General features: G+C 66.3%; 14 protein-coding genes. 1 reads left to right on the forward strand and 13 read right to left on the reverse strand.

Going from position 1 to position 23308, the window contains the following annotated elements; translation table 11 throughout:
• The 7 genes from P1U75_RS14015 to P1U75_RS14045 are packed head-to-tail and all read right to left on the reverse strand — an operon-like array spanning position 1 to position 12514.
• The gene (locus tag P1U75_RS14015; RefSeq protein WP_300244524.1) at positions 1–1929 is read right to left on the reverse strand and encodes a vWA domain-containing protein; all 1929 of its coding nucleotides are present in this window, start codon (positions 1927–1929) and stop codon (positions 1–3) included.
• The gene (locus P1U75_RS14020; protein WP_300244527.1) at positions 1910–2965 is read right to left on the reverse strand and encodes a hypothetical protein; all 1056 of its coding nucleotides are present in this window, start codon (positions 2963–2965) and stop codon (positions 1910–1912) included. The genes P1U75_RS14015 and P1U75_RS14020 overlap by 20 nt, the downstream gene beginning before the upstream one ends.
• On the reverse strand, positions 2962–5646 hold the full coding sequence (locus P1U75_RS14025) for a virulence factor SrfC family protein (protein ID WP_300244529.1): 2685 nt from the start codon (positions 5644–5646) through the stop codon (positions 2962–2964). The genes P1U75_RS14020 and P1U75_RS14025 overlap by 4 nt, the downstream gene beginning before the upstream one ends.
• A 22-nt stretch (positions 5647–5668) precedes the next feature.
• The gene (locus P1U75_RS14030; RefSeq protein ID WP_300244532.1) at positions 5669–8797 is read right to left on the reverse strand and encodes a virulence factor SrfB; all 3129 of its coding nucleotides are present in this window, start codon (positions 8795–8797) and stop codon (positions 5669–5671) included.
• Between the two features lie 5 nt (positions 8798–8802).
• Positions 8803–10095 (reverse strand): hypothetical protein, encoded by a 1293-nt coding sequence (locus P1U75_RS14035; RefSeq protein WP_300244534.1) that lies wholly within the window; start codon positions 10093–10095, stop codon positions 8803–8805.
• Positions 10096–10105: 10 nt separating this feature from the next.
• On the reverse strand, positions 10106–11860 hold the full coding sequence (locus tag P1U75_RS14040) for a trypsin-like peptidase domain-containing protein (RefSeq protein ID WP_300244536.1): 1755 nt from the start codon (positions 11858–11860) through the stop codon (positions 10106–10108).
• A 3-nt stretch (positions 11861–11863) separates the two neighbouring features.
• Complete coding sequence (locus tag P1U75_RS14045) at positions 11864–12514, reverse strand: hypothetical protein (RefSeq protein WP_300244539.1); 651 nt, start codon at positions 12512–12514, stop codon at positions 11864–11866.
• Between the two features lie 1051 nt (positions 12515–13565).
• Between P1U75_RS14045 and P1U75_RS14050 the strand changes: the two genes are divergently transcribed.
• Complete coding sequence (locus P1U75_RS14050) at positions 13566–15809, forward strand: calcium-binding protein (RefSeq protein ID WP_300244542.1); 2244 nt, start codon at positions 13566–13568, stop codon at positions 15807–15809.
• 471 nt (positions 15810–16280) lie between these two features.
• Here the strand turns inward: P1U75_RS14050 and P1U75_RS14055 are convergent, their stop codons facing one another.
• From P1U75_RS14055 to P1U75_RS20620, 6 genes are all read right to left on the reverse strand, one after another.
• On the reverse strand, positions 16281–17066 hold the full coding sequence (locus tag P1U75_RS14055; RefSeq protein WP_300244544.1) for an IclR family transcriptional regulator: 786 nt from the start codon (positions 17064–17066) through the stop codon (positions 16281–16283).
• Between the two features lie 267 nt (positions 17067–17333).
• Positions 17334–18605, reverse strand: a complete 1272-nt coding sequence (locus P1U75_RS14060; protein WP_300244546.1) for a CoA transferase — start codon at positions 18603–18605, stop codon at positions 17334–17336.
• Positions 18602–20602: an AMP-binding protein gene (locus P1U75_RS14065; protein ID WP_300244548.1), complete on the reverse strand. Its 2001-nt coding sequence runs from the start codon at positions 20600–20602 to the stop codon at positions 18602–18604. Before P1U75_RS14065 ends, P1U75_RS14060 begins: the two co-directional genes overlap by 4 nt.
• Positions 20599–21849, reverse strand: a complete 1251-nt coding sequence (locus P1U75_RS14070; protein WP_300244552.1) for a CoA transferase — start codon at positions 21847–21849, stop codon at positions 20599–20601. Before P1U75_RS14070 ends, P1U75_RS14065 begins: the two co-directional genes overlap by 4 nt.
• Positions 21846–23072 carry a CoA transferase gene (locus P1U75_RS14075; protein WP_300244554.1) on the reverse strand — a complete coding sequence of 409 codons (1227 nt, stop codon included), beginning with the start codon at positions 23070–23072 and terminating at the stop codon, positions 21846–21848. Before P1U75_RS14075 ends, P1U75_RS14070 begins: the two co-directional genes overlap by 4 nt.
• 61 nt (positions 23073–23133) lie before the next feature.
• Positions 23134–23307, reverse strand: coding sequence for a TRAP transporter large permease subunit (locus P1U75_RS20620; RefSeq protein WP_366915047.1), 174 nt, complete (start codon positions 23305–23307; stop codon positions 23134–23136).
• Position 23308 lies beyond the last annotated feature (1 nt).

A 23308-nucleotide genomic window follows, 5' to 3' on the forward strand; every position in this document is an offset into this window, starting at 1 on the left:
TCAGGGCAGCACGTCGAAGGGCATGGCGAAGACATGCTCGCCATCCGGCGCGCCGTCATGCAAGGGTGTCCAGACATCCGGGTCCAGCAGCCACTTGCGGTATTGCGTCAGCTTCTGGCGCATCCCGTCCAGGATCATCCGCCGATTCATCGGGCTGCTTTCCCAATAGGCCCGGTCGATCTGCAAAAGCTGGCTGCGATAGGGTAGATCCTCGAGAAATTCCAGCGCCCCGCCGAGTGTGTCGGCCTCAGTCGCCACCAGCCGGTCGGGGTTCTGCGCCATCCGCGCGATCACCCCCTGCACCTGCGTGAAGAACGCCGAGGCGTCCTCGGCGTCGCGCGTCTGCTCGCCCAGGTCGTAATATTCCGAAAGCAGGTCAGCCATGGTCGCCAACTCGTTCTTGGTGACCAGCAGGCGTGGCTCGAAGGCCAATTTGCCCGGGTCTTCCACCGCCTTCTGCGAGACCCAGCCCTCGATCACATCGGGGGCCTGCGTGCCCTTTAGCCGACCTAGGTAAGCCAGCCGCATGGCGCGTCCCAAAGCCTGCAACTCGTCCCCGGTGTCGTCGGGCTGCAGCACCGGCGCCTCGTCGCGAGCGGTGCGGATCATATCGGTCATCACCGTGACAAGTTCGCTTACCTTTGCCTCGAACACCTCCGGCGCACCGTTTTTGATGCCGTAGTAATAGGTCTCGCCGTGAAACCGCGAGAGGTCCTGGTACTGGCGACGCGCATAGGCGTGCTGCGCCTCTCCGCCAGAGCGGGTCTGCAGGTGGAGGGTCATCATGGCCACGCCCTTGGCCTGTGCGGCGGCCTGCAACTCTTTGGGCCCGATGGGCGAGCGCGCGTTGGGATCGCGCGGGTCCTTCGGACCGGCATCGGTGACCAGGATCACGATCCGACTGTCGAAGGGATCGGTCCCGCCCGCGTCCCAGTCGGTCAACTCCAGCGCGTCCTCGACGCCGGCCAGGCTGTCCTCGTTGAAACCGGGCGAGCTGACCGTGGCCACCTCGGTCGCCGCGCGGATGGTGGCCAGCACGGCGGTCTTGTCGCTGCGACGGGCCAGCGGCAGCAGCGTTCGCGTGCGGTAGTCGAGCCCCGGCGCGCCCTCGGGGTTGTCCCGGAAGGCCACCACGCCGAAATGCACCCGGTCGCCGATCTCGGTGCCCTGGATACCGCGCACGATACGCTCCACCGCCGTCTGCGTGCGCGCGATGTAGGGGTCCATCGACTGCGTGGTATCGAAAACGAACACAATGCCCACGTCGAAATCGTCCTCCTGCGGCGCGCGGTCCTCGCCCTCCTCGCGCAGCGGCACCGAGGCCAGCTTCATCAACAAGTTGTCCTCGTAGGTGAGAGGATGCAGGTCCTGTGTGAAGTCCAGGATCGGCATCAGGTAAAGCTCCTGCACGATGTCGACAAATTCGGCAGGCTCAGCCGCCACGACGCCGCGCTCGGGCGGCAGGCTGTCTTGTTCGACCTGGGTCAGCAGTTGCGACTGCATCTCGCGTAGCGCCTCGTGCTCCATCAGCCATCGCAGCCGGTCCTCGCTCTCGAACAGGAGCTGGCGTTTGCGCCCGGCGGGGTTGGTGAAGGCGGCGACGATGTTCTGCTTCCACATTACCGCCGAGCCGGCGCGCAGCCAGCCCGTGGGACCAGAGGTGAGCGAGGGGCCGACCTGGTACCAGCCCGGCTCGGCACCATAGACATAGAAGGGCTGAAAGGCAGGCAGGCGCCGGGTCGCCTCGCCGCCCTGCTCATCGAACAGCAGCGCATCGGGCCGGGTCAGCACGCGTTGATGCACGGTCTGCTTGCCCTCGACCAACAGCGGGCGATCCTGCGCGCTGGCGGGCCCGGGCGCCACCAGCGCGGCTGCCACGAGGACGGCAACCAGCGTCCGGGTGAGCGCCTCAGTTACAGTAATCGTCATGTGCGGCCTCCTGCAATGTAGTCGCGCCCCGCGCCAGCACGGCACAAACCGCCGCCAGCCGGTCAGGGGCGGCGGGCGATCCGGCGGCAACGGCGCGCGCGTAGTATTCCGCCGCCTGCGCCGGGTCGTCGCCGAAGCTCAACCCGATCCGGTCCTCAATGGCGGCATCCTGCCAGCCTGCGTCGTAGAGCATTCCGAAGAGAAGAAGCGCCGTGGCATCCTCGCGTGCGGCGGCGTCCTCTATCAGGCTCAAAAGCGTGTCGGGCGACAGTGAATCGCCACAGGCGCGCGCGGCTTCGGCCTGCGCGGCGAAATCGCCGGAGGCCATCAGCGCGGCCCGGGTGCAGGCCTCTTGACTTGCAGGCGCGTCGGGCGACAGGAAGGCGGGGGCCGGGGAGGCGGCCTCATCTGACTCCTCGGGCAGCCAAAGCAACGCCGCGACGCTTCCCGCCAGCACAAGCGCGGCGAGCAACGCCAGCACCACCAGCCGCCGCCGCCCCGTCGGTGCGGGATCGACCTCGGGCAGCTCCGGGGCTGGATCGGCCTCGGGCTTCGGCGCTTCGGGAGGCGCGCCGTCCGTCGCGGGCGGGTCCTCGTTTCGAATGGCCCGCAGCGGCGTGGGGGCGGGCCCGGGCGCGGCGGCGGCAGTCGAACGCACCCCGCCCAGCGCCGCCGCGCCGGCGCGCGGAGGCACGTCATCGGGCCAGGTAATGTCCTGCACCACCGGCCCCACATGCAGGCGCAGCGGCGTGTATTCCTCCAGCTTGTTGACGATCTCGGGGCCGACGCGGACCCAGTCGCAGCCCTCATGCCGGTGCAGCGGATAGGGGCCGAAATCGAACCGCTCTTGCTGCCAGTTGGCGTCGCCGATCCCGATCGCCTCGCCCGCGGCCTCGCTGGGCGCCAGCCAGCGGTGGCCATAGGTCTCCATGATTGCCACGGGCACCGGCCCCTCGGGCAACTGTCCCTCCGGCACGGCGATGAAGCCAAAGCCCCCCCCGCGCGCCTCGGGGTCTGGATGGATCGAAATGCTCATGCCGCCTGCCCCTCCAACGCGCCCAGGATGCGGCCCAGCGCGAGGTTCCGGTCGACGTCGATCTCGCCCCCGATCCCGTCCTTGGCGTTGGCCTCGAACAGCGCGTCCAGCCCGAAGACCCAATCGGTCCACAACGCCTCGGCGGTGGCGAGAGGCTGTTCGGGCAGGTTGTCGGGGCTGTCCGAGACCGCGCGCGGAGCAAAGATCGCGCGGGTGCCACCGTCAGGTGTATTGACTTGCGGGCGCTCGGCCTCTGGGAGCGCGTCCATGCCGAGGGTAATGACGAAATGGTTGATGCTCTCGGCACAAAGGATCGCGGCGGGCTGCGCCTGTTTCTCGACATCGACACCAAAGCTGATCTCGTCCAGCGCCTGCGCGGTGCGCGCGCCCAACCCCGTGCGACGAGCGGCGTGGATCAGTTCGGCCACGAGGTCGGCGGCGGCGGCATCGCTGACACCGAAGGCGCGGCGCAGTGCGGCGGCGTCGCGGAAACGTTTGAGCCCGTCGATCCAGATTTCGACAGCAGTATCCGCCTGAAACCGCTCCAGCGTCGTGCTGCGGATTTCGGGCACGGTCTGCGTGGTTGCGTCGGGCTCTGCATTTGCCTCGGCGCGGGGGCGCGTGCCCCCCCCCGGGCGTTGCAAGCCGGGGCGCGGCGGGCGGGCCGGCGTCGCGGGACCGGCCGAGGGGCCGGGCGCGGCCACCTGGCCGCCTTGCGACACCGCGCTGGTGATCCGCACCGACGAGGGCACCCGGCCGATGCGGCTCTCGATCTCGTCCTGATCGACGCCCAGCGCGGCGAGCACCGCGCCGAAGCGGTGCCGGGTCAGCGCCTCCTCCAGGTCGTCGATGACACGATGCGCGGCCTCCTTCTTCTCGGCGACGCGCGCCTCCACATCGTCCGAGACGTAAAACGGCGCCAGCGCCCCGCGCAGCCCCTCAGCCACCTTGTCGAGTTGTGCCCGGATCTGCCGCAACTTGGCGTCTGGCTTGCAGACCCGCGCCAGCCGGTCCATCAGATAGCTCACACCGCCGTCGTTCAGCGCCAGCGCCGCGTCCCAAGCCGCCTCCGGCTCGGCAAAATGGCGTTGCACCGATGGCGCGGACAGGCAGCCCGCGCGCAGCTCGGCCAGCCGCGCCTCCTTCTCGGAGCGGATGCGGATCTCGCGCCAGGCGGCGTCGTATTCGATCAGCCCCTCGACGAAGTAATTCGGGTTGCGCAGCCAGAAACAGTTGTCAAAGGCCCGCCCCGGCGTCCATTCGGCCACCCAGGGATCGCTGCCCTTGCCGAACTTTTCCAGCAGCGAGGCACCGATGCGCCGCTCAAAGCGGGTGTCGTCGCCACCCTCCGCTGCACTGTCGCCCAAGTGTTTGTCGAACTTGGTGAACACCCAGAACAGCGCGGTGTCCGTCTGCGTCCGCTGCGCCGGGGTTTCCCCGTGGGTCGCGGCGATCCAGCCCTGCACCAGCCCAGGCAGGTCCACCGTCTCCATGTTGCTGTCCTGCACGCAGAGCAGCATCGAGGTGATCTCCTGGTTCTGCACGTAGCGGTCGAAGAGATAGGCCACCTTCCCGCGCAGCAGCAGCTCGGGCAGGATCGCATCGGCGTCCTTGGCAAAGGCCGTTTTCAGCGTCTGTTCGAACCGGTTGCGCGCGCCAGGAAAATCCAGCAGGTCGGTCTCGGCAAACAGCGGCGAGGGCTGGGTCTGCATCGGCACTACCAGCTCGGCGGCCAGCGCACAGATCACCGATCGCGGCAGCGTCACCTGCTTTCCGCCGGGGGTGGCGACGGACAGGGGCGCGCCGTCGGCCTCGCCCGACAGGGTCTTCACGTCGATTATCGAATTTTCGCGAGGGACGAGCGCATCCATCCCCGCGAACACCTCCTCGGCGTGATCCAGTTGCGCCAGCGCCTCCGCCATGCGGATGTAGAGGTCCGAGAACGGCTGGTGCCCGCCCCAGAGCAGCACGAAGAACGCCGCGCGGTCGGGGATCGACAGGCCCGGCGCGATCTGCGCCGCCTCCTCCCAGAAGGGTTTGAGCGCGGCGGCATAGGCCTCGCGGCCGAAACTGCCCTGCACGTAGTCCTGGATATCGTACAGCTCATCAGCCTCCAATCCGGGCCGGGCCGGGCCGGATTTCGCCTTGAAGGCGTCGATATGGGCGGCGATCTCGCCGGGCTCGGGGCTGGGCTCGGAGCGGTCGCCGTCCATGAAAAAACTGTTGACCAGGGTGCGGACGATATCGGCCTCCGACAGCAGCGTGAGCCGCACCGGAAAACCGTCGGGGACGGACCCGCGGTCCATGGTGAAGCGGGTGACGAGCCCGGTGCTCTCGCCCTCGCCCTCGGGGTTGATCTCGCGGATATAGTCGAGCGTGCCGTTCGGCGCGTCGAAATCGGCCACCAGCGGACCGTCCGCGGGCCGCGCCAGCACCGAGACGAGGAACGACTTGCCCGCCTGGCTGGGACCGAAGACGCTGACCGACATGGGCCTACTCGCCGACCGGCCCAGACGCGCCGCGCGGCGCCGTCCCCGGCGCAACTGATGCACAAGCGACTTGGTCTCGGCGCCAACCAGTTCGGCATTGGCCGGGTCCTCGACCCAAGCCAGCGCCTTACCGCTTACTTCGGCGACGCGGGCGCATTCCCCGGCGAGGTCTTCCTGCGCTTGATCGGTCATTCGTCCCCCTCTCGTTCCCTCGTCACAGCCGAAACAGGCCGGTGTCGATCCAGTAGGCATCGGCAAAGCCCAGCGTGTGCAGCCGCAGCACAACTTCCGAGGGCTTCATCGCGTCGCGATCGCGGTCCTCCAGCTCGATCACCGAGATCGCCTCGCGCATGGCTTCGCGACGCAGCGCGGTTTCCGAGGTCTCGCGCTCGGGGTCCTCGTCGAACTCGGTGCGCTCGAAGGTGACATGCAGCGGCGCGCGCGCCTCGGCCGAGGAACTGGCGAAGTCCAGCAGGTAGAGCGGCGTCGTGGTCCAGCGCTCCAGCGGAAGTTGCCGCGAGCCTAGGTGCACCGGCGCATACATGGTCATCTCGGCCACCATGTCAGCCTCGGACTTGCGCGCGTCGAGATCCAGGTCAGAGAACAGCAACCGGTCGGACATAATCTGGCCCGAACTGTCCATCTCGCCGATGAAGCGCGCGGTGGACTGCATGCGGAAGGCTCGGGTCGTGACCTTGAAATTGGGAATCCTGCTCTCCGCCAGGGCGATCAGCATCCCGCCCACGGCGACGGTGGATTTCGGATCGCCAATGCGCTGGGTCACGGGATCGCGGAACGGATACCACGTGCCGGTTCTGTAGGCATGCATCGACACCAACCGGTGCGGCGGCACCGCCAACATCTCCTGCAGGATCGCACGAACCGCCGGCAGGCGCGAGGGCCGCCCGGTCAGAAGCACCACGTCCACGCCCAGATGCGCGATCATTTCCGACAGGTTGCCCAGCACCTTCTGGAACACCTCGCGGGCAATGGCGTCCACATCCTCGCGGCTGACGCCCAGATGCATGTCGGCCAAGCGGAACCGCTCGGCGCCAAGCGCCCGCGCCGGCCCCTCGACATAGTCCAGCAGCGTCTGCGGCAGGGGCTGCTCCTCGGTCTCGCCGCCGATGCCGGGCGCGGCGGTCTCGGCCACGGGCGCGGCGGTCTCGGCCTCGGCAAAGGGCAGCACATCGGCCGCCGCGACGGTCACAGTGTCAAACTCCTCGGAACTTTCGCTGGCCTTGAGGATAGCCACCGCCAGCGGCATCAGGACCCGCAGCGCGAATTGCTGGCGTTTCTGCACGCTTTGCTGGTCCAGCCCGCTGATGTCGCCCGCGAAAAGCTCGCGCAGTTTTTCCTCGACAAAACGTCCGCCGGCCTGCTCGATGGCGCCGCGTAGACCCGGCAGGATCACCGAGGCGATGATCCGTTGCAGCAGGTCGTCACCGGCCAAGCGGAACCCCTCGCGGAAGGTCTGGCGCGGATGCAGCACGCGCCCCGCCTCGCCCCAGTACGTCGTCACCATCAGGTCGGTGGTGCCGCCGCCGATGTCTATGCAGGCCAGCCGCATCGACGGCGTGGGCGCCTGCCCCGCCTCCATGACGCGCGGCTGTCCCTTGAGCGACAGGAACCGGTCGATGCGTCCCTCGAATTTCTGCGTCAGCTCGGAATAGAGCCAGACCAGCTGCGTGGCGCTGGCCTCGTCCCATTCGACGACCAGCTCGGGCATCCGCCCGAGCGGGCCGTCACCCTCCTGCAAGCCCATCTGCGCCCAGACCAGTTGCAGCGCGCCCTGCGCCTTTGAGCGGATGATGGCCTGTTCCTGCGCGGTGGTGGCGGTGGGCAGGGTCAGGATGATCCGGTCCAGCCGCCGGGGCAGTTCTGACTGCGCCCGCCGTGCGCGTCCCCCCGGCGCGTTCACCTGGATCAGCGCATGGGCGATGATCTCGGCCAGCATGAAACCGAACAGCGAGGCCCGCGAGAAGCGCGGCCGGATCGCCGGGGCTGCGGGCGATTTGCCGCGCGGACGAAGCCGCGCGGCTTCGTCCGCGGCGACCTGTTCCAGCACGTCGCCCGCCTCGTTGAGATAGCGCATCGCGGCGCGTAGCGACCTTGGCAGGTTGTTGGGGTCGCTGTGGTGATGGAACCGCCAGTCCTGTTGGCGCGGCGCATCATCCCAGAGATAACGTTTCGGGCTGGACAGCCCCGAGGCGGTCTCGGTCCCCTCCTCGCGGGCGACCAGCCGCAGCGCCTCGGGGCCGATGCGCACGAAACTGGGCCAGAGAAAGGCGTTGCGCCGCCCCGAGCGGCTGGCATAGCGCTCGTCGCCCATGCGATGCTCCGAGAACTCCACCCGGCTTTCGAACAGACCGGAATAATGGAACTCGGGGCGCGAGAGATCCCGCACCTCCAGCGGAAAGGACCGCGCCAGATCCATCCGCGCCTCGCCCGGGAAGCGTTCGATCAGGATGCCGCAGGTGCGCGAATTGCCCACGTCCAGCACAAGCTCAACGTCCACCGGCGTACACCCTTCGCGGGCGCTGACCGTGTTGGCAAAGCGCAAACGCGGCACCGAGACCGCGTGGTCGATCAGCCGCAGATAGGCCAGATAGCGCGCCCAGTGCTCGAACCGATGCGGCAGCGCCTCATGGGTGATGCGCCGCCCCGGGCGCTCGGCACGCTTCTGCGCCATGAACAGATCGTCCAGCCATTCCGAGACCCATTTCTGCATGTCCAGCAGTGTGCCGTCGGAATCCTCGTCCAGCCGTCGCAGGAACCAGTCCATCCGCGCCGGGTCCGAGACCAGTCGGAAATCGCGCGCCTTCTCGGCATCGGCGCGGTCGGGGGCCAGGTATTGATGCGGCTGCGCGCGCGCCATCAGCGTTGTGTCCAGCGCCAGTTGAACCCGGTGCGTGTGCCCCGTCACCGGGTCGGGGCGGTCCAGCTCGACCGTGCGCATCCGCGCCCAGGCGGTCGGGCCGGGATCGAACCGCTCTTCGCCGCCAGGGCCGCGATCAGCCTTGACGCGCAGGACCGGCACCGGCACCCATTTCGACAGGAACGGCTCCAGCGCGGCCATCGAGCGCACCGAATAGGCGTCGTCGTCGGGACGGGCGCCCGCCTCGATCTGCTCGTCCAGCTCGGCATCGCCGGTCAGCGGCAGCAGCATCCATTCCTCGGCCGCCGCGTCGCCGCCGGTCAGCCGCTCGATGAAGCGCGCGCTCTTCAGTTCCACCTCATCAAGGTTGAATCCGAAATCCAGCATCTGGGTGCCCGAGTAGGGCACCAGCGTGACCTCGTCGCGCCAGTCCACAAGTTGCGCCAGATGTTGCGAGGCATTCATACGGGCTACTCCGTGATCACGATGGTTCGGCGCCAATCGCGGGCCGTGGCGCTAAGCTCTCCGGTGAAGGTCTGCGATTGGCCTGTCTTGCGCAAGACGTGAAGCGCAAAAGCCCGCGGCGCGGCGCCGACGTGCGCGCCGACCAGGCGGACGAGCACCTTGTAGGGGCCCGGCGCGGGCCCGTCGAACACGATGTTCTCGACCGGGTCCGGGATCGCTGTCGAGCGTCTGACATTCGCGTCCAGGTCGTATTCCCCGTTGCAGGCACTCCGTCGCCCGTAGTACACCATCTCGCCCGAGGGGCAGGTGACGTAGAGGTCCAGATCGTCCAACGTGCCCCATTCCAGGGTGAAGTTCAGATCGCCCCGCAATGCGCCGCGCGCCTCGACGCGGCGACCGGCATCGGCGCGGGCGGCCTCGGCGTCGTCCTGCGGCGCGGGCGATATGTCCTCCGGCAATGACAGCGGCACGGTCGGCTGGCAGCTGCGCGCCAAGAGCGCCAGTTCCCGCTCCAGCCGGGCGATCTCGTCCTCGACCACGCGGGCCTCTGTCGTCTCCGGGGCGATCTCCGGCTCGGGGGCGGGGCAGAAGATCAGCCGCCCCTGGCTCAGCCCGCAGGGCGCGATCAAAAGCGCCACGATCCAGGCCAGCGCCACGGCCAACGCCAGCCAGCCCAGCAAGATCAGCAGCCACCACGGCCAGACCCGCACCGCGCGACCTGCATTCCCATCCGAGACATGCGTCGCCGCCACGGACCCCGCAGCAGCCAGCGCCCCGGGCCCACCGGCGGCCGGGGACGGGGCGGTCCGGCGCGGCACCATGCCGGTGAGCACGCCGCGCACCACGCGCTGCTCGTCGCGCACCCAGCCCCAATGCACCAGCACCGGGTGCAGCGTGCCGTCCGCGTCGCGCAGGGCGTGGATCATCTCCTCACCCGGCAGTTCCACCGCATGGGCCAGCGCCTCGCCCAGGCGCTGGTCCTCGGGCGCTTCGCTCTGCGTCAGCCGCACGGCCTCGGCGTCGATCTCCGAGACCAGCGCCGCCAGCCTTTCGCGCAGGGCCACCTGTTCTTCCTCGGTCAGGTCAGCAAGTGCCACCGGCGTGCCCGGTCCCGGCGCGTACCAGTCGATGCTGTCGCCATGCCGCGCCGCCACCGGCTCGGCCAGAAGCGCGGCGTGCTCCGGCCCAAACCGGTCGCGCAAGGCGCCACTCACAAGCTCATAGGAGCGTTGCGCGGCGCTGCCCAGCGGCTGCAACCCATGCGTCGAGGTGGTGGCGATCAGGGCATCGATCATCACGCGCGACCGCTCACTCTTGCGCCGGGGGCGTGTCGGCCGGGATCTCGACCGCCAGCGCGGCGGCACGGGCCACCACCGGGGCGCAGGGCGCGCTGACCACCGCGGGTCGCGCGCCCGTGCCCTCAAGGAAGGCCAGCAGATCGCCGGTTGCCAGCGCAAAGCCGCGGTTCTGCATCCGGCCCTGCCGCACGAAGGTGTTCACGCCGACCACCCGGCCACACATGTCCACCAGCGGCCCGCCCGAATTGCCGCTGGAGAGCGGCGCGGAATGCATCAGCACATTGGTAACCGACCCCATGCGCTGCTCTGTATTCACCACCCCGTCCGTGACGGTCAGCCCCGGCACAGCCTCCAGGTCGCCTGCCTGCAGGCGGGCAAAGGCGGCATCGGTCTGCAACACATCGCCCGGATAGCCCGCCGCGATCACGTTGGTCAGCTTCAGCGAGGCATCACCCAGATACATATCGAAGGGGACCACGCCGGGATCCTCGATTTCCAGAAGCGCGAAATCCGCCCCCGCCCGATCCAGCGGCCCGGCCCTCTTGACCACGCGGGCGCGCTGCGGGGCGTCCATGCCGGGACCGGTGACGAGGATGCTGTCGCCTCCGTCGATCACATGATGGTTGGTCACGATCAGCCCCGGGCCGACAAAAAAGCCCGATCCAACGCCCAGTTTGCCGGAATTGGGCGCCAACACCAGCACCGTGCGCGCCTCGATCAGTTCCAGCAGCGTGCCGCGCGGGGCGCCAGCCTCCGGTGCGGGCGCCAGCACCCGGTCGGGCGCGTTGGGCAGCATCGCATCGGGCGCGGCGCGCGCCTCATCCTCTGGCGCGGCGCCGGGCGCGGGCGGCAACAGCCCCTCGGGCGTGCGCCCATCCGGCAGCACCAGTACCCCGTCGGGGCGGCATACGGCCCCCTCGAGCGCGGCCTGCAACGCCGCCCGCCGCTCGCGCAGGCTGTCGTTGAGCGCGCGCGCCGCATCCAGCCGGTCGGCATCCGTGATCGCAACCGGCGCGCGGTAGGCCGGGAACAGGCGGTTGCCGGGCCAGAGGATCCAGAGCAGAGCCAGACCGGCCAATAGCAGGAGCACGACCAGAGGCACCCAGGCGATGGGCGGCACCGCACGGACCGTCCCCGGCCTGGTCGCGGACGGCGCGGGTGGCACCGGACCGCCCCCGCCCTGCGCGGTATCGGCCACCGGCGGCATTCCCGGCGGAAGTTTGGGGGCCGAAGCCGCTGCAGTCTCCGAAGCCCCGGCCGATACCGCCGCCGCGCCCAGTGGCAGATACTTGCCCAGCGTCGCCGCGTAATGCTCGGGCCGCTGGCCCGCGTGGGCGCCCGCGCCCCCCGGCAGCAGCCCCCAGTTCACGATCACCGGATGGTCGTCCACGACCATCACGTCGCCCGCGCCCTGCACGCTCAGCGCGCCCAGAACCAGTTCGCCATGCGCCGGATCCTCGGCCAGCGCGCGCAAGGGACGCAGATGGTCGGCCAGCCAGGCCTCGGCCCGGTCGCGCGCGGCGGGCTCCAGCGCCGCCAGAGGGCGCGCCTCGCCGCTGCCCTCGCCGTACCAGGAGACGGTCGGCGCGGCCTCGTCATTGCCCCGACTGACCAGCGGCTCGGCAAAGAGCGCCGCGGCCTCCGGTCCGGCCCGCTCGACAAGAAGGGCGCGCAACTCGCCAAACCGCTCCAGCACCCGTTGCCCGTCGGCCTCGACGAAATCGCCGGGTTCCACCCGTGTCTTGGTCAGGAACACGTCGCCCATTGCTTACCTCTCCTCGCGGCGCAGCGTGGCCGGCCCGCGCCCGTTGGTTTGCGGCTGATAGCTCTCGCACTGGGCGCGGCCCTGCGCATCCAGCCGGCAGGTGATTTCGCGCCGGTGGATATAGCTGTTGTCGTCGCATTGCAGGTTGCCCGGTTCGGCCATCACCAGCCGCCCGTCCTCGAGCTGCCCCGAGATCGGCCCCTCGCAACGCACCCCGTTAGTCGAGCGCATAGTCTCGCGCCCCTGCCCGTTCGCGTCGAAGCAAAGCCGCCAGTCGCGAAAATGGGTCACTTTCCTGGTTCGGATATCCGTCACCGAGTAATTCGAGTCGAGCTGCCAGCAGCCCTCCATTACCGCGATGTCGCCCCGGTCGAAGGCATCGGGGTCCAGCCCGCTTTCGGTTTCGGGTTCGGGGTCGGGCGGCGGAGGGGGCGGCGGAGGGGGCGGCGGAGGATCGGCGCGGCATTGCAAAGCCGCCAGTTCGCGTTCCAGATAGGCAACTCGCCGGGCCAGCGCATCGCCCTCGTCCAGCGTCTCCTCCAGCGCGTCCCGGGTGGCCAGTTCTGCCTCACTCTCACAGACCGAAACCGCGCCGATCAAGGGCAACCGCAACCCACAGGCCGACAGCACCGCATAGGCAGCGCCAGCCGTCACCAGGACCGTCAGAACCGCAAGCCCCCCCACCAAAAAACGAATCGAAAGAAATTTCATACGACCTGTACGCGTGCCAATAGCCGTGAAAAACCCTGTTAGGCGAAAACCGCCAGTGGCCATCGATTTACCATTAGCCGCGTCCGACCGCCCGCGCAACCCTGCAGTCCCGGAGCCCACGTCTCGGCCTTCAGCAATGATCCGGTCGGCCTCTGACCTCACGGGATGAACTGATTGGAAATTTCCAAATTCATTCATTGGCATGCAGATTAACTGAAAGCGTGATGCTTAGAATGTCGAGTTCACTCTCTTGACGGCCCTTGTCCTTGCTAGAACGATTGGATCAAATGGGCATACATTCACTGCATAGGAGTGTTTGGAGAGGAAATCTGAATAGCCTTGTTGCGCAAAGGCTTGTGTGGATGGCTCCCGCATAGCAAGGGTCAAATGTGGTTTGCGTACCTTTTCAGAAGCGGTCTTGTGTCCGGCTTGTTTGCGCAGCTTTAGTCGCTGGCCCTGATGGGATCCGCAGATCAGGTTCCTACCTGTCACCTCCCGTGTGATTATACCGCCGTTTCTTGAAGAGTGCGGGCTTCTGGCGGTTCCAGTCCTTGAGCGCGTCGATGGGCGTGCGGCCTTTCAGCACGGATTGCGGGGGCTGGTGGTGTCAAGGCGATGGGCTTGAACGGGGCAGAGTGAGCGCAAGCAATTGGAACGCGACCGCGAAGCGCGGGTCTAAGTCCCGCGGGCACCACGGGACCGCATCATCGAACCGGTGCTTTCAGACGGAAGAGAACCAGCCTCCAAAAGGACAGCAGGCCCGCCTCTTGTGTCGCGTCTTCGTCACAAAGCACTCCAGCCCCCCGCTTTCGTGTCGATTGTCCACCAGAGGTGTTGTGGACCTGCCGTGGCATGTAAAACCGAGACAAAACACGGGGAATGTGCTACGCACGAAGGACGTCGATAGAGACATAGTTCCCGGTAAGCTGGACAATGTTTCAATTTTCATTGGGCCGTGCGCGGGCTTTCGCACGTCGATATACGAGGGCGACAAATGGAAGGAAATTCTATCCACTCCGATTTCGAGGACCTCTTTGCGGTCCGATCAGGACACGGCGTCGGCGGAGCTGCCGGACCTGAGCCCGTAGCGGCCGCTGCGGCCGACGACACCGTTACCCTCCTGCACGGCATTTACACCATCGACATGGGGCCGGGGCGCAGCCACCTTATCATTGACTATCGCGGCCCAAGCTTCGTTGGCAACACGACGATGACGACCAGCGAAACCAGCCCTGGCACCTATTCCGGTTCGATGACCTCTATTTTCAATGGCGGCGACAACGGAACCGTGCATTTCACCGGCGTGGAAGACTTCACCGTCATGACCGACAATACTGGTGGCAATGGCAGCAACTCGGTCGACAACATCACCACAGGTGACGGTGACGACATCATATTCACCTATCACAGCCGAGATCTGATCGATGTCGGCACCGGGACTGATCAGGTCGACGGCGGAACAGGAATTGACGGGCTGGCCAAAGTGTTCGACCGGACGGATGCCGCCATTATCTTCAATCTTTCAGAGAACACATTCACCGGGCGCGGCAGCTTCACCAATATCGACTATTTCATCGATTTACGGACGACCAATGGTGATGATGTGATCGTAACCAGTCTTGCCAATGATTCCGGCACCTCGGCTGGCGACGATACGATCTTTACCTATGGCGGCAACGACACTGTCACACTGTTCAACGACGACGATTCTGTCGATCTTGGGTCAGGCGTCGATCGCCTGATCCTGGATTATTCGGCATCAGCGTTTCAGGGCGACACGATAATGGAGATATCGGGCAGCGGGCCCTATTCGGGCACTTTTGTAGGGTCGTTCTCAAGTGCAGGGAGCGTCACCTTTGCCGGTGTCGAACATTTCACCGTCATAACCAACAACGGCGGCGGTAGCGGAAGTAATTCGAGAGACGATATCACGACCGGCGCGGGCAATGACGTAGTCTCGACCTTTCAGAGCAACGATGTGATCAATGTCGGAACGGGGAAGGATCGAGTCGACGGAGGAACCGGCCTGGATGGGCTGGCGAAAGAATTTGACCGGTCCGATGCCGCTCTCAACTTCAACCTTGCGAAAAACACATTCACCGGTCGCGGCAGCTTTACCAATATCGACTATTTCGTGAAACTGCGCGCGACCAACAATGACGATGTGATTGTGACCGGCCTTGCCAATGAGTCCGGCACAACGGTCGGTGACGATACGATCTTTACCTTTCGCGGCAATGATACGGTCACGCTGCACAATGACAATGACACCGTCAACATGGGACGCGGCAATGATCACCTGATTCTGGACTATCGAAATTCGGCTTTTCAAGGCGATACGACGATGCTGGTGTCGGGGGGGGGCACCTATTCCGGCAATTTCGATGGGAGTTTCGGCAGTGCCGCACATGTTACTTTTACGGGGGTCGAACGTTTCACCGTCATGACCAACAAAGGTGGCGGGAGCGGCTCTAATTCGCGAGACAATATCACGACCGGAAACGGCGATGACCGCATCTACACCTATCAATCCGTCGACACTATCGACGCAGGCAATGGCGATGATTTTGTGGATGCCGGCGCGGGAAATGACGTGGTCCGCGGCGGTGGCGGCGACGACACGATCCTGGGCGGGGCCGGGTCATATTCTGAATCCGGCAATGACGTTCTGAATGGCGGCGGCGGCGCGGACACGATCAAAGGCGGTGGTGGTCACGACGAATTGATCGGCGGCAGCGGCAACGACAAGCTGATCGGTAACAGCGGTGATGACGTCATGAACGGTGGTCAAGGCGACGACCTGCTGAAAGGCGGCAGCGACAATGACCAGATGTTCGGCGGCAATGGCAAGGACAAGTTGATCGGCAACGGCGGCGATGATGTGCTGAACGGCGGCAAGGACAAGGATGTGCTGAAAGGCGGCGTTGGTGCCGATCTATTCCAGTTCAACTCTGCCAACGAATCGCGGGTCGGCAACGCCGACAGGATCCTTGATTTCAGGTCGGGTCAGGGCGACCGGATCGACTTGCGTGAGATCGACGCGCAACCTGGCGGCGACGACCAGGCCTTTACCTTCATCGGCGGCGACCGGTTCTCGGGCGACAGGGGGGAATTGCGTCTTGTCGCCAAAGGAGACGACCTGCGGGTGCTTGGCGACATCGATGGCGACGGATCTGCGGATTTCGAGATCAGCTTGCGGAATGTCTCAACCCTCGTGGCGGAAGATTTCATCCTCTGATCATGTGGTCTTGTTGCGGCTGCAAAGCGGAGGGTGCTGTCAGACGGATTCGAACCCCTCTCAGCTTGGACAGTGAGGCTGTCGTTTATGCCGCGCAGAGACCGCGCCACTCGGCGAGAGCAGCGGCACGGTTCTGCTTGATGATCGCTCGTGAGGAGAGGCTGCGATCGCTGTTGAAATGGTTGGTCTCGGGGCTGCTGTGGAAGTACTTGAAGGGGTCGCGTTTCGTCATGGCCGGAAGCTACGAGGCCGCCCTGCCCGCCTCAACAGGATTCCTTCTGACAGCGCCCCCCTGGAACGCCCCTTCTCATGGTTTGCAAGCAAACCACTGCCGGGCAGCGGGACAGGTGGTTCTTTCTCTTTGCCATTCTGGATCGCCTCTTTCGTCATGTGATCCCCCACTTGCCGGTTCGGATTTCCGCGCCCGCCTCCGGGGGCTGCGGCCGAACGTCCTTGCGAGCGGCTCTGATGTCAGGCGTCGTGCGCGGCGCGGCCATAGCCGTAATAGGCTGAAAGTTCCTGTGCCATGTCGCGGGTCATCCTGGTCAGCTCGGCAAGGCCTGACTTGCTGCGCTCGATCGGAATGCCGAGCGCAAGGGCACCCAGGATTTCACCGTCACGGTTGAGGATCGGTGCCGCGATTCCGGCCACTTCCGGCAGGAAATGGCCCTGCGTTATCGCCACCATCTCGCGCCGCACCCGTTCTAGCGTGGCCCAAAAGTCTTCGGGCCGCAGGGGTGGTTCAAGCGGCTCGGGACCGGCCATGAGCGTTTCGATATACTGCTCAACACGCGCCCTCGGTTGCCAGGCCAGCAAAACCTGACCCGCCGCCGTGCAATAGAGCGGCCGCGTGGTGCCCACCGGGACCGTGTAACGCACCGCCTGATCGCATTCGCACTTGTCGATATAGACAAGGTTCTTCGTCTCCCATTCGATCACCGACAGGAGGGCCGTCTCGCGCGAGCCGTCGGCCAGCTTGCGCAAAATCGGCTGCGCCATCCGCACCAGCGAAAAGCCCGGCAGGATGACAGCAGCCAGGCGGTGCGCCGACGGGCCAAGGACGTATCGGCCGCTGGAGTTTCCCAGATAATGATGTTCGGACAGCGTCCGCAGCACGCCAAGAAGGCTGCTTTTCGGCAGGTCGAGATCCTGGCTCATCCGTGTCAGCGATACCGCCTCGGACTGCATCGCGACATATTCCAGAATCTTCAGCGTGCGAATAAGGGGCCGTGGGCGCTGATGGCTGCGTTCGGGCATGGCGTCGTCGTCCTCCTCGCGTATCTCAAAGTTGGGCGGGCACGTCCTTCGTGACGCCGGCGGTCATGGCTTGCGCGTCGGTTGACGCGATTCCCCGGCGTTCTCTACAGGCCCGAAGGCGCGACCGCCAGCAGGGCAAGGCGATCATGGTGCAAATACGCCCCGCCGACCAATACCGCAGAGCGCGAAATCTCCGCCCGAGCCGCAATTCCGGGCAGGCCGCTGGTTCTGCGCCGCCGCGCCCCAAGCCCGCCAACGGGGGCCGAGTTAATCTTCCGCCTCCGCCCGGCCAACGCCCACAATTCCGGCGGCCACAAGCGCCGACACCTCAGCGTCCTCCAGCTGGAACCGGCGCAGGATCTCGGCGCCGTGTTCGCCCAATGTGGGGGCCGCCGAGCGGGGCGAGCGGTCAAATCCGGCAAACTGGATGGGGATCGCGATCGACGGAATCTCGCCCGCCGTCGAATGGGGAAGATGTGTCACCATTCCGCGCTCGCGGGCCTGCGGCTGATCGAGGCTCGCGCCGACGGTGTTGATCGGCGAATGCGGCACACCCGCCGCAAGCAGGATATCGCACCATTCGGCCACGCCGTGCTGCGCAATCACCTCGGCGACCATGTCGACCGTCTCGCCGAAATGCGCGACCCGCGCCTGATTGGTCGCAAACCGCGGATCGTCGCGCACCGCCTCAAGTCCGACGGCCGGGGCAAAAACCTGCCAGACCCTGTCGCTGCCGACCGCGATCATGATATGCCCGTCGGCCGCGGCGAAGGCCTGATAAGGGCAAAGCGATCCATGGCCCGATCCCGCCGGTTGAGGCTCCTCGCCGGTGGCCCAGTAGGTCTGCGCGATATAGCCCATGAACCCGAGCGCGGTCTCGTAGAGCGAGGTTTCCAGCGCTGCGCCCTCGCCGGTCAGATCGCGCCGGCGCAGCGCCGCGACGATGCCCAGCGCGGTGTGAATGCCGGTTGTCTGGTCGAGCGGCGAGATCGGAATGCGCACCGGCGATCCGCCCTTTTCCCCGGTAATGCTCATGATCCCGCTGAACGCCTGCACCATCATGTCATAGCCCGGTCGGTCGGCCAGCGGCCCGCTGCGGCCAAAGCCCGAGATGCTTGCGTGGATCAGGTCTGGCCGCAGTTCGCGCAGCGTCTCATAGTCGATCCCCAGCCGCGCTGCGACCCCGGTGCGGTAGCTTTCGATCACCACATCGCTCTGCGCCACCATCCGCCGCAACACGGCCTGCCCTTCGGGTCGCTTGAGGTCCAGTGCGATGCTGCGCTTGTTCTTGTTGGCGCTGAGGAAGACCGCACCTTCGCCGGCGACGAAGGGCGGCCAGGTTCGGGTGTCATCACCCACCCCCACCGGCTCGACCTTGATGACCTCGGCCCCCAGATCGCCGAGGTATTGCGCGCAGACCGGGCCGGCCAGGACCTTCGACATGTCAAGAACGGTGACGCCCTGAAGCGCGTCGAAGCGTTTGGAAGGCACCCCCGGATCCTCATCCGCGGCTGTGGCCGCCCTGGTCTCGACGGTCATCCTGTCCCTCCGTTTTCGTTGCTGCGGCGGTCCTGAACAGTCCGGGCGCTGGCGCGCACCTCTTCAACAACTTCGGGATTGACGAGCGACGACAGGTCCCCTGCAGGTTGATCCAGGACTGCGGCGCGGACCACGCGGCGCATGACTTTCATGTTGCGCGTCTTGGGCAGGTCCGAGACGGCAAGGATGAAGCGCGGTCGGAACGGCACGCCCAGCCCGGCCACAACCGCCGCTTCAAGCTCCGCCCCCAAATCCGGGCTCCAGGTTTGCCCATCAACCAGCACGACGAGGCAGCCAACCGCCTGCCCCTTGACCGGATCGGGCAGGCCGATGGCCGCCGCTTCGGCCACCTTTCCGGTCGCGCTCAGCAGACCCTCGATTTCGGAAGGGCCGGTGCGCTTGCCCGCAATTTTCAGCGTGTCGTCCGAGCGACCGATGATGTACCAAGCCCCATCGGCATCCATCCGGGCGCGATCACCCTGATGCCAGACGCCGGGTATCTCGGTCCAGTAGGCCTCAAGATAGCGCGCGTCGTCGTTCCACAGGCTGCGGGTGAGGCCTATCGACGGCTTGCGAAGAACCAATTCGCCGGTTTCGCCCATCGGCACCGGGTTTCCCTCGGTATCCACGATATCAGCCCCCATTCCGGGGATCGGGCCGCTGAAAGCGCCGGGCTTCATCGGCGTCAGCACGTTGCCCGACAGGATTCCGCCGCCAACCTCGGTCCCGCCGGAATAGTTCAGGATCGGCACCCGCTTGCGGCAGACCTTTTCGAAGGTCCACCACCAGGCATCCGTCGTCCATGGCTCGCCCGTGGAAGCACAAACGCGCAGCGAGCCGAGATCGTAGGTCTCGACCCCACCACCGCCGCTGCGGATGAATCCGCGCGACATGCTGGGCGCGAGGCCGAGGAAGCTGATCGAATGCTCGTCGATCAGCCGCCACATGCGTCCGGGGTCGGGGTAATCGGGTCCGCCTTCGGCGATCAGCATGGTGGCGCCGTGCAAGGTTGTGCCAACCGCCAGAAGCGGCCCCACCAGCCAACCCATGTCACTGAGCCACAGCAGCCGGTCAGAGGATTGGACATCCATGATCAGGCCGAGGTCCAGCGCCAGTTTGGCAGCAAAGCCGCAATGGCTGTGCACCGTACCCTTGGGCTTGCCGGTGGTGCCCGAGGTGTACATGAGCATCAGTGGATCCTCGGCGTCCATCTCCTCGGTTTCGACCGGCCCCTCGGGCAGCACCGCCATCTCGTCAAGCCAAAGATCACGCGGCGCCTGCATCGTGACCGGCGTGCCCGCGTGGCGCACCACGATGACCCGCGCGAGGTCCGGCAACGCGGAAGCCGCCTCATCCAGGGTCGCCTTCAGCGCAACCACCGCCCCGCGGCGCCAGGTTCCGTCGGCGGTGATGACGAAACGCGCACCGGCATTGCCCAGCCGGTCGATCAGCGCGCCGGCCCCAAAGCCCGAGAACATCGGCAGTGCGATGGCACCGATCTTGGCCACGGCGAAGAAGGCGACGATCGCCTCGGAGATGTTGGGAAGGAACAGCCCCACCACATCGCCCCGCCCGCAGCCCTCGCGGCGCAATCCGGCGGCCAGCGCATCGATACGGGCGGAGAGGTCGCGGTAGGTGATCCGTCGCACCTCGCCCCCCTCGCCTTCCCAGACCAGCGCCTCCTTTTCCCATACCGGCGTGTCGCGGTGCCGCTCCACGCAACTGGCAACCACATTTGTGGTACCGCCCACGCACCACCGCGTGAAGGGCACCCCGCGTGCGGTGTCGAGCACCTGCTCGTAGGGCCGGAAGAAGTGCAGCCGCTGGGCGACCGTGTTCCAGAACCACGCCGGATCATCGTCGGCACGCTCAAGCAGCGCGTTGTAATCAGCCAGCCCGTGTTCATCGAGAAACGCGCGCAGGTTGCTTTTTTCGCAAAGCTCTTTCGGCGGATGCCATACAAAGCCATCGCTGGCCTGGTTCGGTTCCGTGGTCATGATCGTTGCCCTCCTTGCGCGTTTTCCTGGCTTGTTTGCGGCCCGGCCTCGGCGGGCAGGCGCAGAACCCCGGCCCGGACGAGATCGGCAATCTCCGCCTCGCCGACGCCCGCATCGCGCAGCACCTCGACCCCGTGCTCACCAAGGCGCGGGGCCAGAGGCGGTGGCGCGGTGTCGTCCTCGCCCTCCCAGTGCACGGCGCCGCGCACACGCAGAATGCGGCCCTCGGACGGGTGCTCTTCCTCGCGGATCAGGCCGACCGCCTTGAGTTGCGGGTCGTCGATGAGCGTTTCCAGGGTGTTGGTGCGCATCGCCGGAATATCCGCCGCCTCGAACGCGGCCAGCCATTCGGCGGTGGTGCGGGCGATAAGGTGTTTACCGACGATCTCGTAGAGCGCGGCGATGTTCGCGCTGCGCTCATAAAGCTCGGCAAAGCGCGGATCCTCGCCCAGTTCCGGCACGCCGATGGTCCGAAACAGCGATTGCCACTGGCGGTCGGTGTAGGGCAGCACGCCGATATACCCGTCGGAGGTTCGGAACGGCCGCCGATACGGGTTGAGATGGCGGGGATAGCCCATCTCGCCCTCGGGCGGCACGAAACTGCGCCCATAAAGGTGATCGCCCAGCACGAACCCCGCCAGCGCCTCGAACATGGGAACGACAACGCTTTGGGCTTTGCCGCTGCGCAGCCGCGCCACCACCGCCGCCAGCACCGCTTCGGCCGCAAAAAGCCCGGTAATCCGGTCGGCCATTGCCAGCGGCACATACTGCGTTTCGCCGCCCGAACGATGCATCAGGTCGGGCAGCGCCACAAGGCCCTGAATCAGATCGTCATAGGCCGGGCGGTCGGTATAAGGCCCGCCGCGATCAAATCCGAGGATCGCGCAATGCACAACGCCCGGATTGATTTTCCGGAGGTCCTCGAAGGAGAGCCCCAGTTTCTTGGCGGCAGGGTCGCGCATGTTGTGGATCACCACATCGGCACGCGCCACCAACTGCTCAAAGGCCGGGCGCGCCTCGGGGCGGCGCAGGTCAAGCGCCAGGCTGCGCTTTCCGGCACCAAGGCCAAGGAACATCGAACTCATCTTCGCGTGCCGGGCCGGGCCGACATTGCGGATCGGGTCACCGTCTGGCGCTTCCAGCTTGATGATCTCGGCCCCGTATTCCGCAAGGATCTGGGTCGCATAGGGCCCTGTCCCCATGGTCGTAAGGTCAAGCACATGGATCCCGTCCAGCAACCCGGTCATGGCTTCGCACCCCCCGTTTGGCTGTCGGCAACCACCGCATCCCTCAACAGCGCCTCGACCGCCGCAGGCGCGAACCCAAGCGTCGCAAGAATTTCCCGCGTGCCCGCCCCGGCCTCCGGTGCCGGTGCGCGGATCTGAGGCTGGCGCCCATCTGCCGAGGCCGGAAAGGCCGAGAGGTGATGCCCCGCCACGTCCCGCACGAAGCCACGGGCGCGGACATGATCGCTCACCACTGCCTCGGCGGGAAAGAGGCACAGGTTCGCGGGCACACCGGCGGCCTCGAACCGTGCCATCCAGTCAGCCGCATCGCGCCGCAGGAAGGTTTCACTCAGCGCGGCGAACAGCGCGTCACCATGGGCACGGCGGCCCGCGTCAGTGTCAAAGCGGCCTTCCAGGATCATCGGCATGTCAGCCTCCATGACGGTGCGAAACCTCTGCCAAAGATGCTCTTCGGTGCCGACACCAAGCGCAATCTCGCGCCCATCGGCGGTAGCGAAAAGATCGTTCGTCGGATAGGGGGAATCTCCGGTGCCGCCATCGCCATCAAGCCCGTGGCGCATCGAAACGCCGAACAGCACCGCATCCATCAGCGCCACATCAAGCATCATGCCGCGCCCGGTGCTCCGGCACTCGTTGAGCGCGGCAAGGATCGCGATGGTAGCGTTCCCCGCGCCCAGAAGATCGGCCACCGGCAGCCCCGACCGGCGTGGACGGCCCGTCCAGTGACCCGAAAAGGCAAAGGCCCCGCCAGCGGCAAGGAAATTCAGGTCATGCCCCGGAGCATCGCGCCACGGGCCGTTCTGGCCATAGCCCGAAACCGAACAACTGATGATCTGCGGGTTCACCGCCGACAGGCTGGCATGGTCGATCCCGAGCCGCGCGGCAACACCGGGCCGAAAGCTCTCAAGCGCTATGTCGCCCCAGCGGGCCAGCTGCTCCACCACCTTCGCAGCGCCATCGCGTTTCAGGTCAATCGCCAGGCTGGTCTTGCTCCGGTTGGCAGCGTGGAGAATTGGCGCCAGCACCTCGCGGTGGCGCACGCCCTCCCCGGCAAGAGGCTCAACCTTGATCACCTCGGCACCGAGATCGGCAAGGATCGCCCCGGCCAGCGGCCCCGGCAAAAGCGCCGAGAAATCGACGACGCGCACCCCGGCGAGCGGCTGCCAGGCCGGTGCAGGCCCGGATTGCGACGCGGGAGCGGCGGGAGCGGCGGTATCGGTCATGGCGTTTTCCTTTCCTTGCAGTCCCGGCCCCGGAGGGCCGGACCCCGTTCGCCCGGCGGGATCAGTTTGACATCTGGTTGGGTAACCAAAGGACGATCTCCGGCATCAGGCCAAGCAGCAGCACCATGCCCAGCATGCACAGGAAGAACGGCAGGATGCCCGCGAAGATCTCATGCACCGGCTGCCCGGTATAGCGCGCCACAACAAAGACATTGAGGCCCAGGGGAGGCGTGATC

This window comes from Antarcticimicrobium sp. (assembly GCF_029212575.1).
Taxonomy (GTDB): Bacteria; Pseudomonadota; Alphaproteobacteria; order Rhodobacterales; family Rhodobacteraceae; genus Antarcticimicrobium.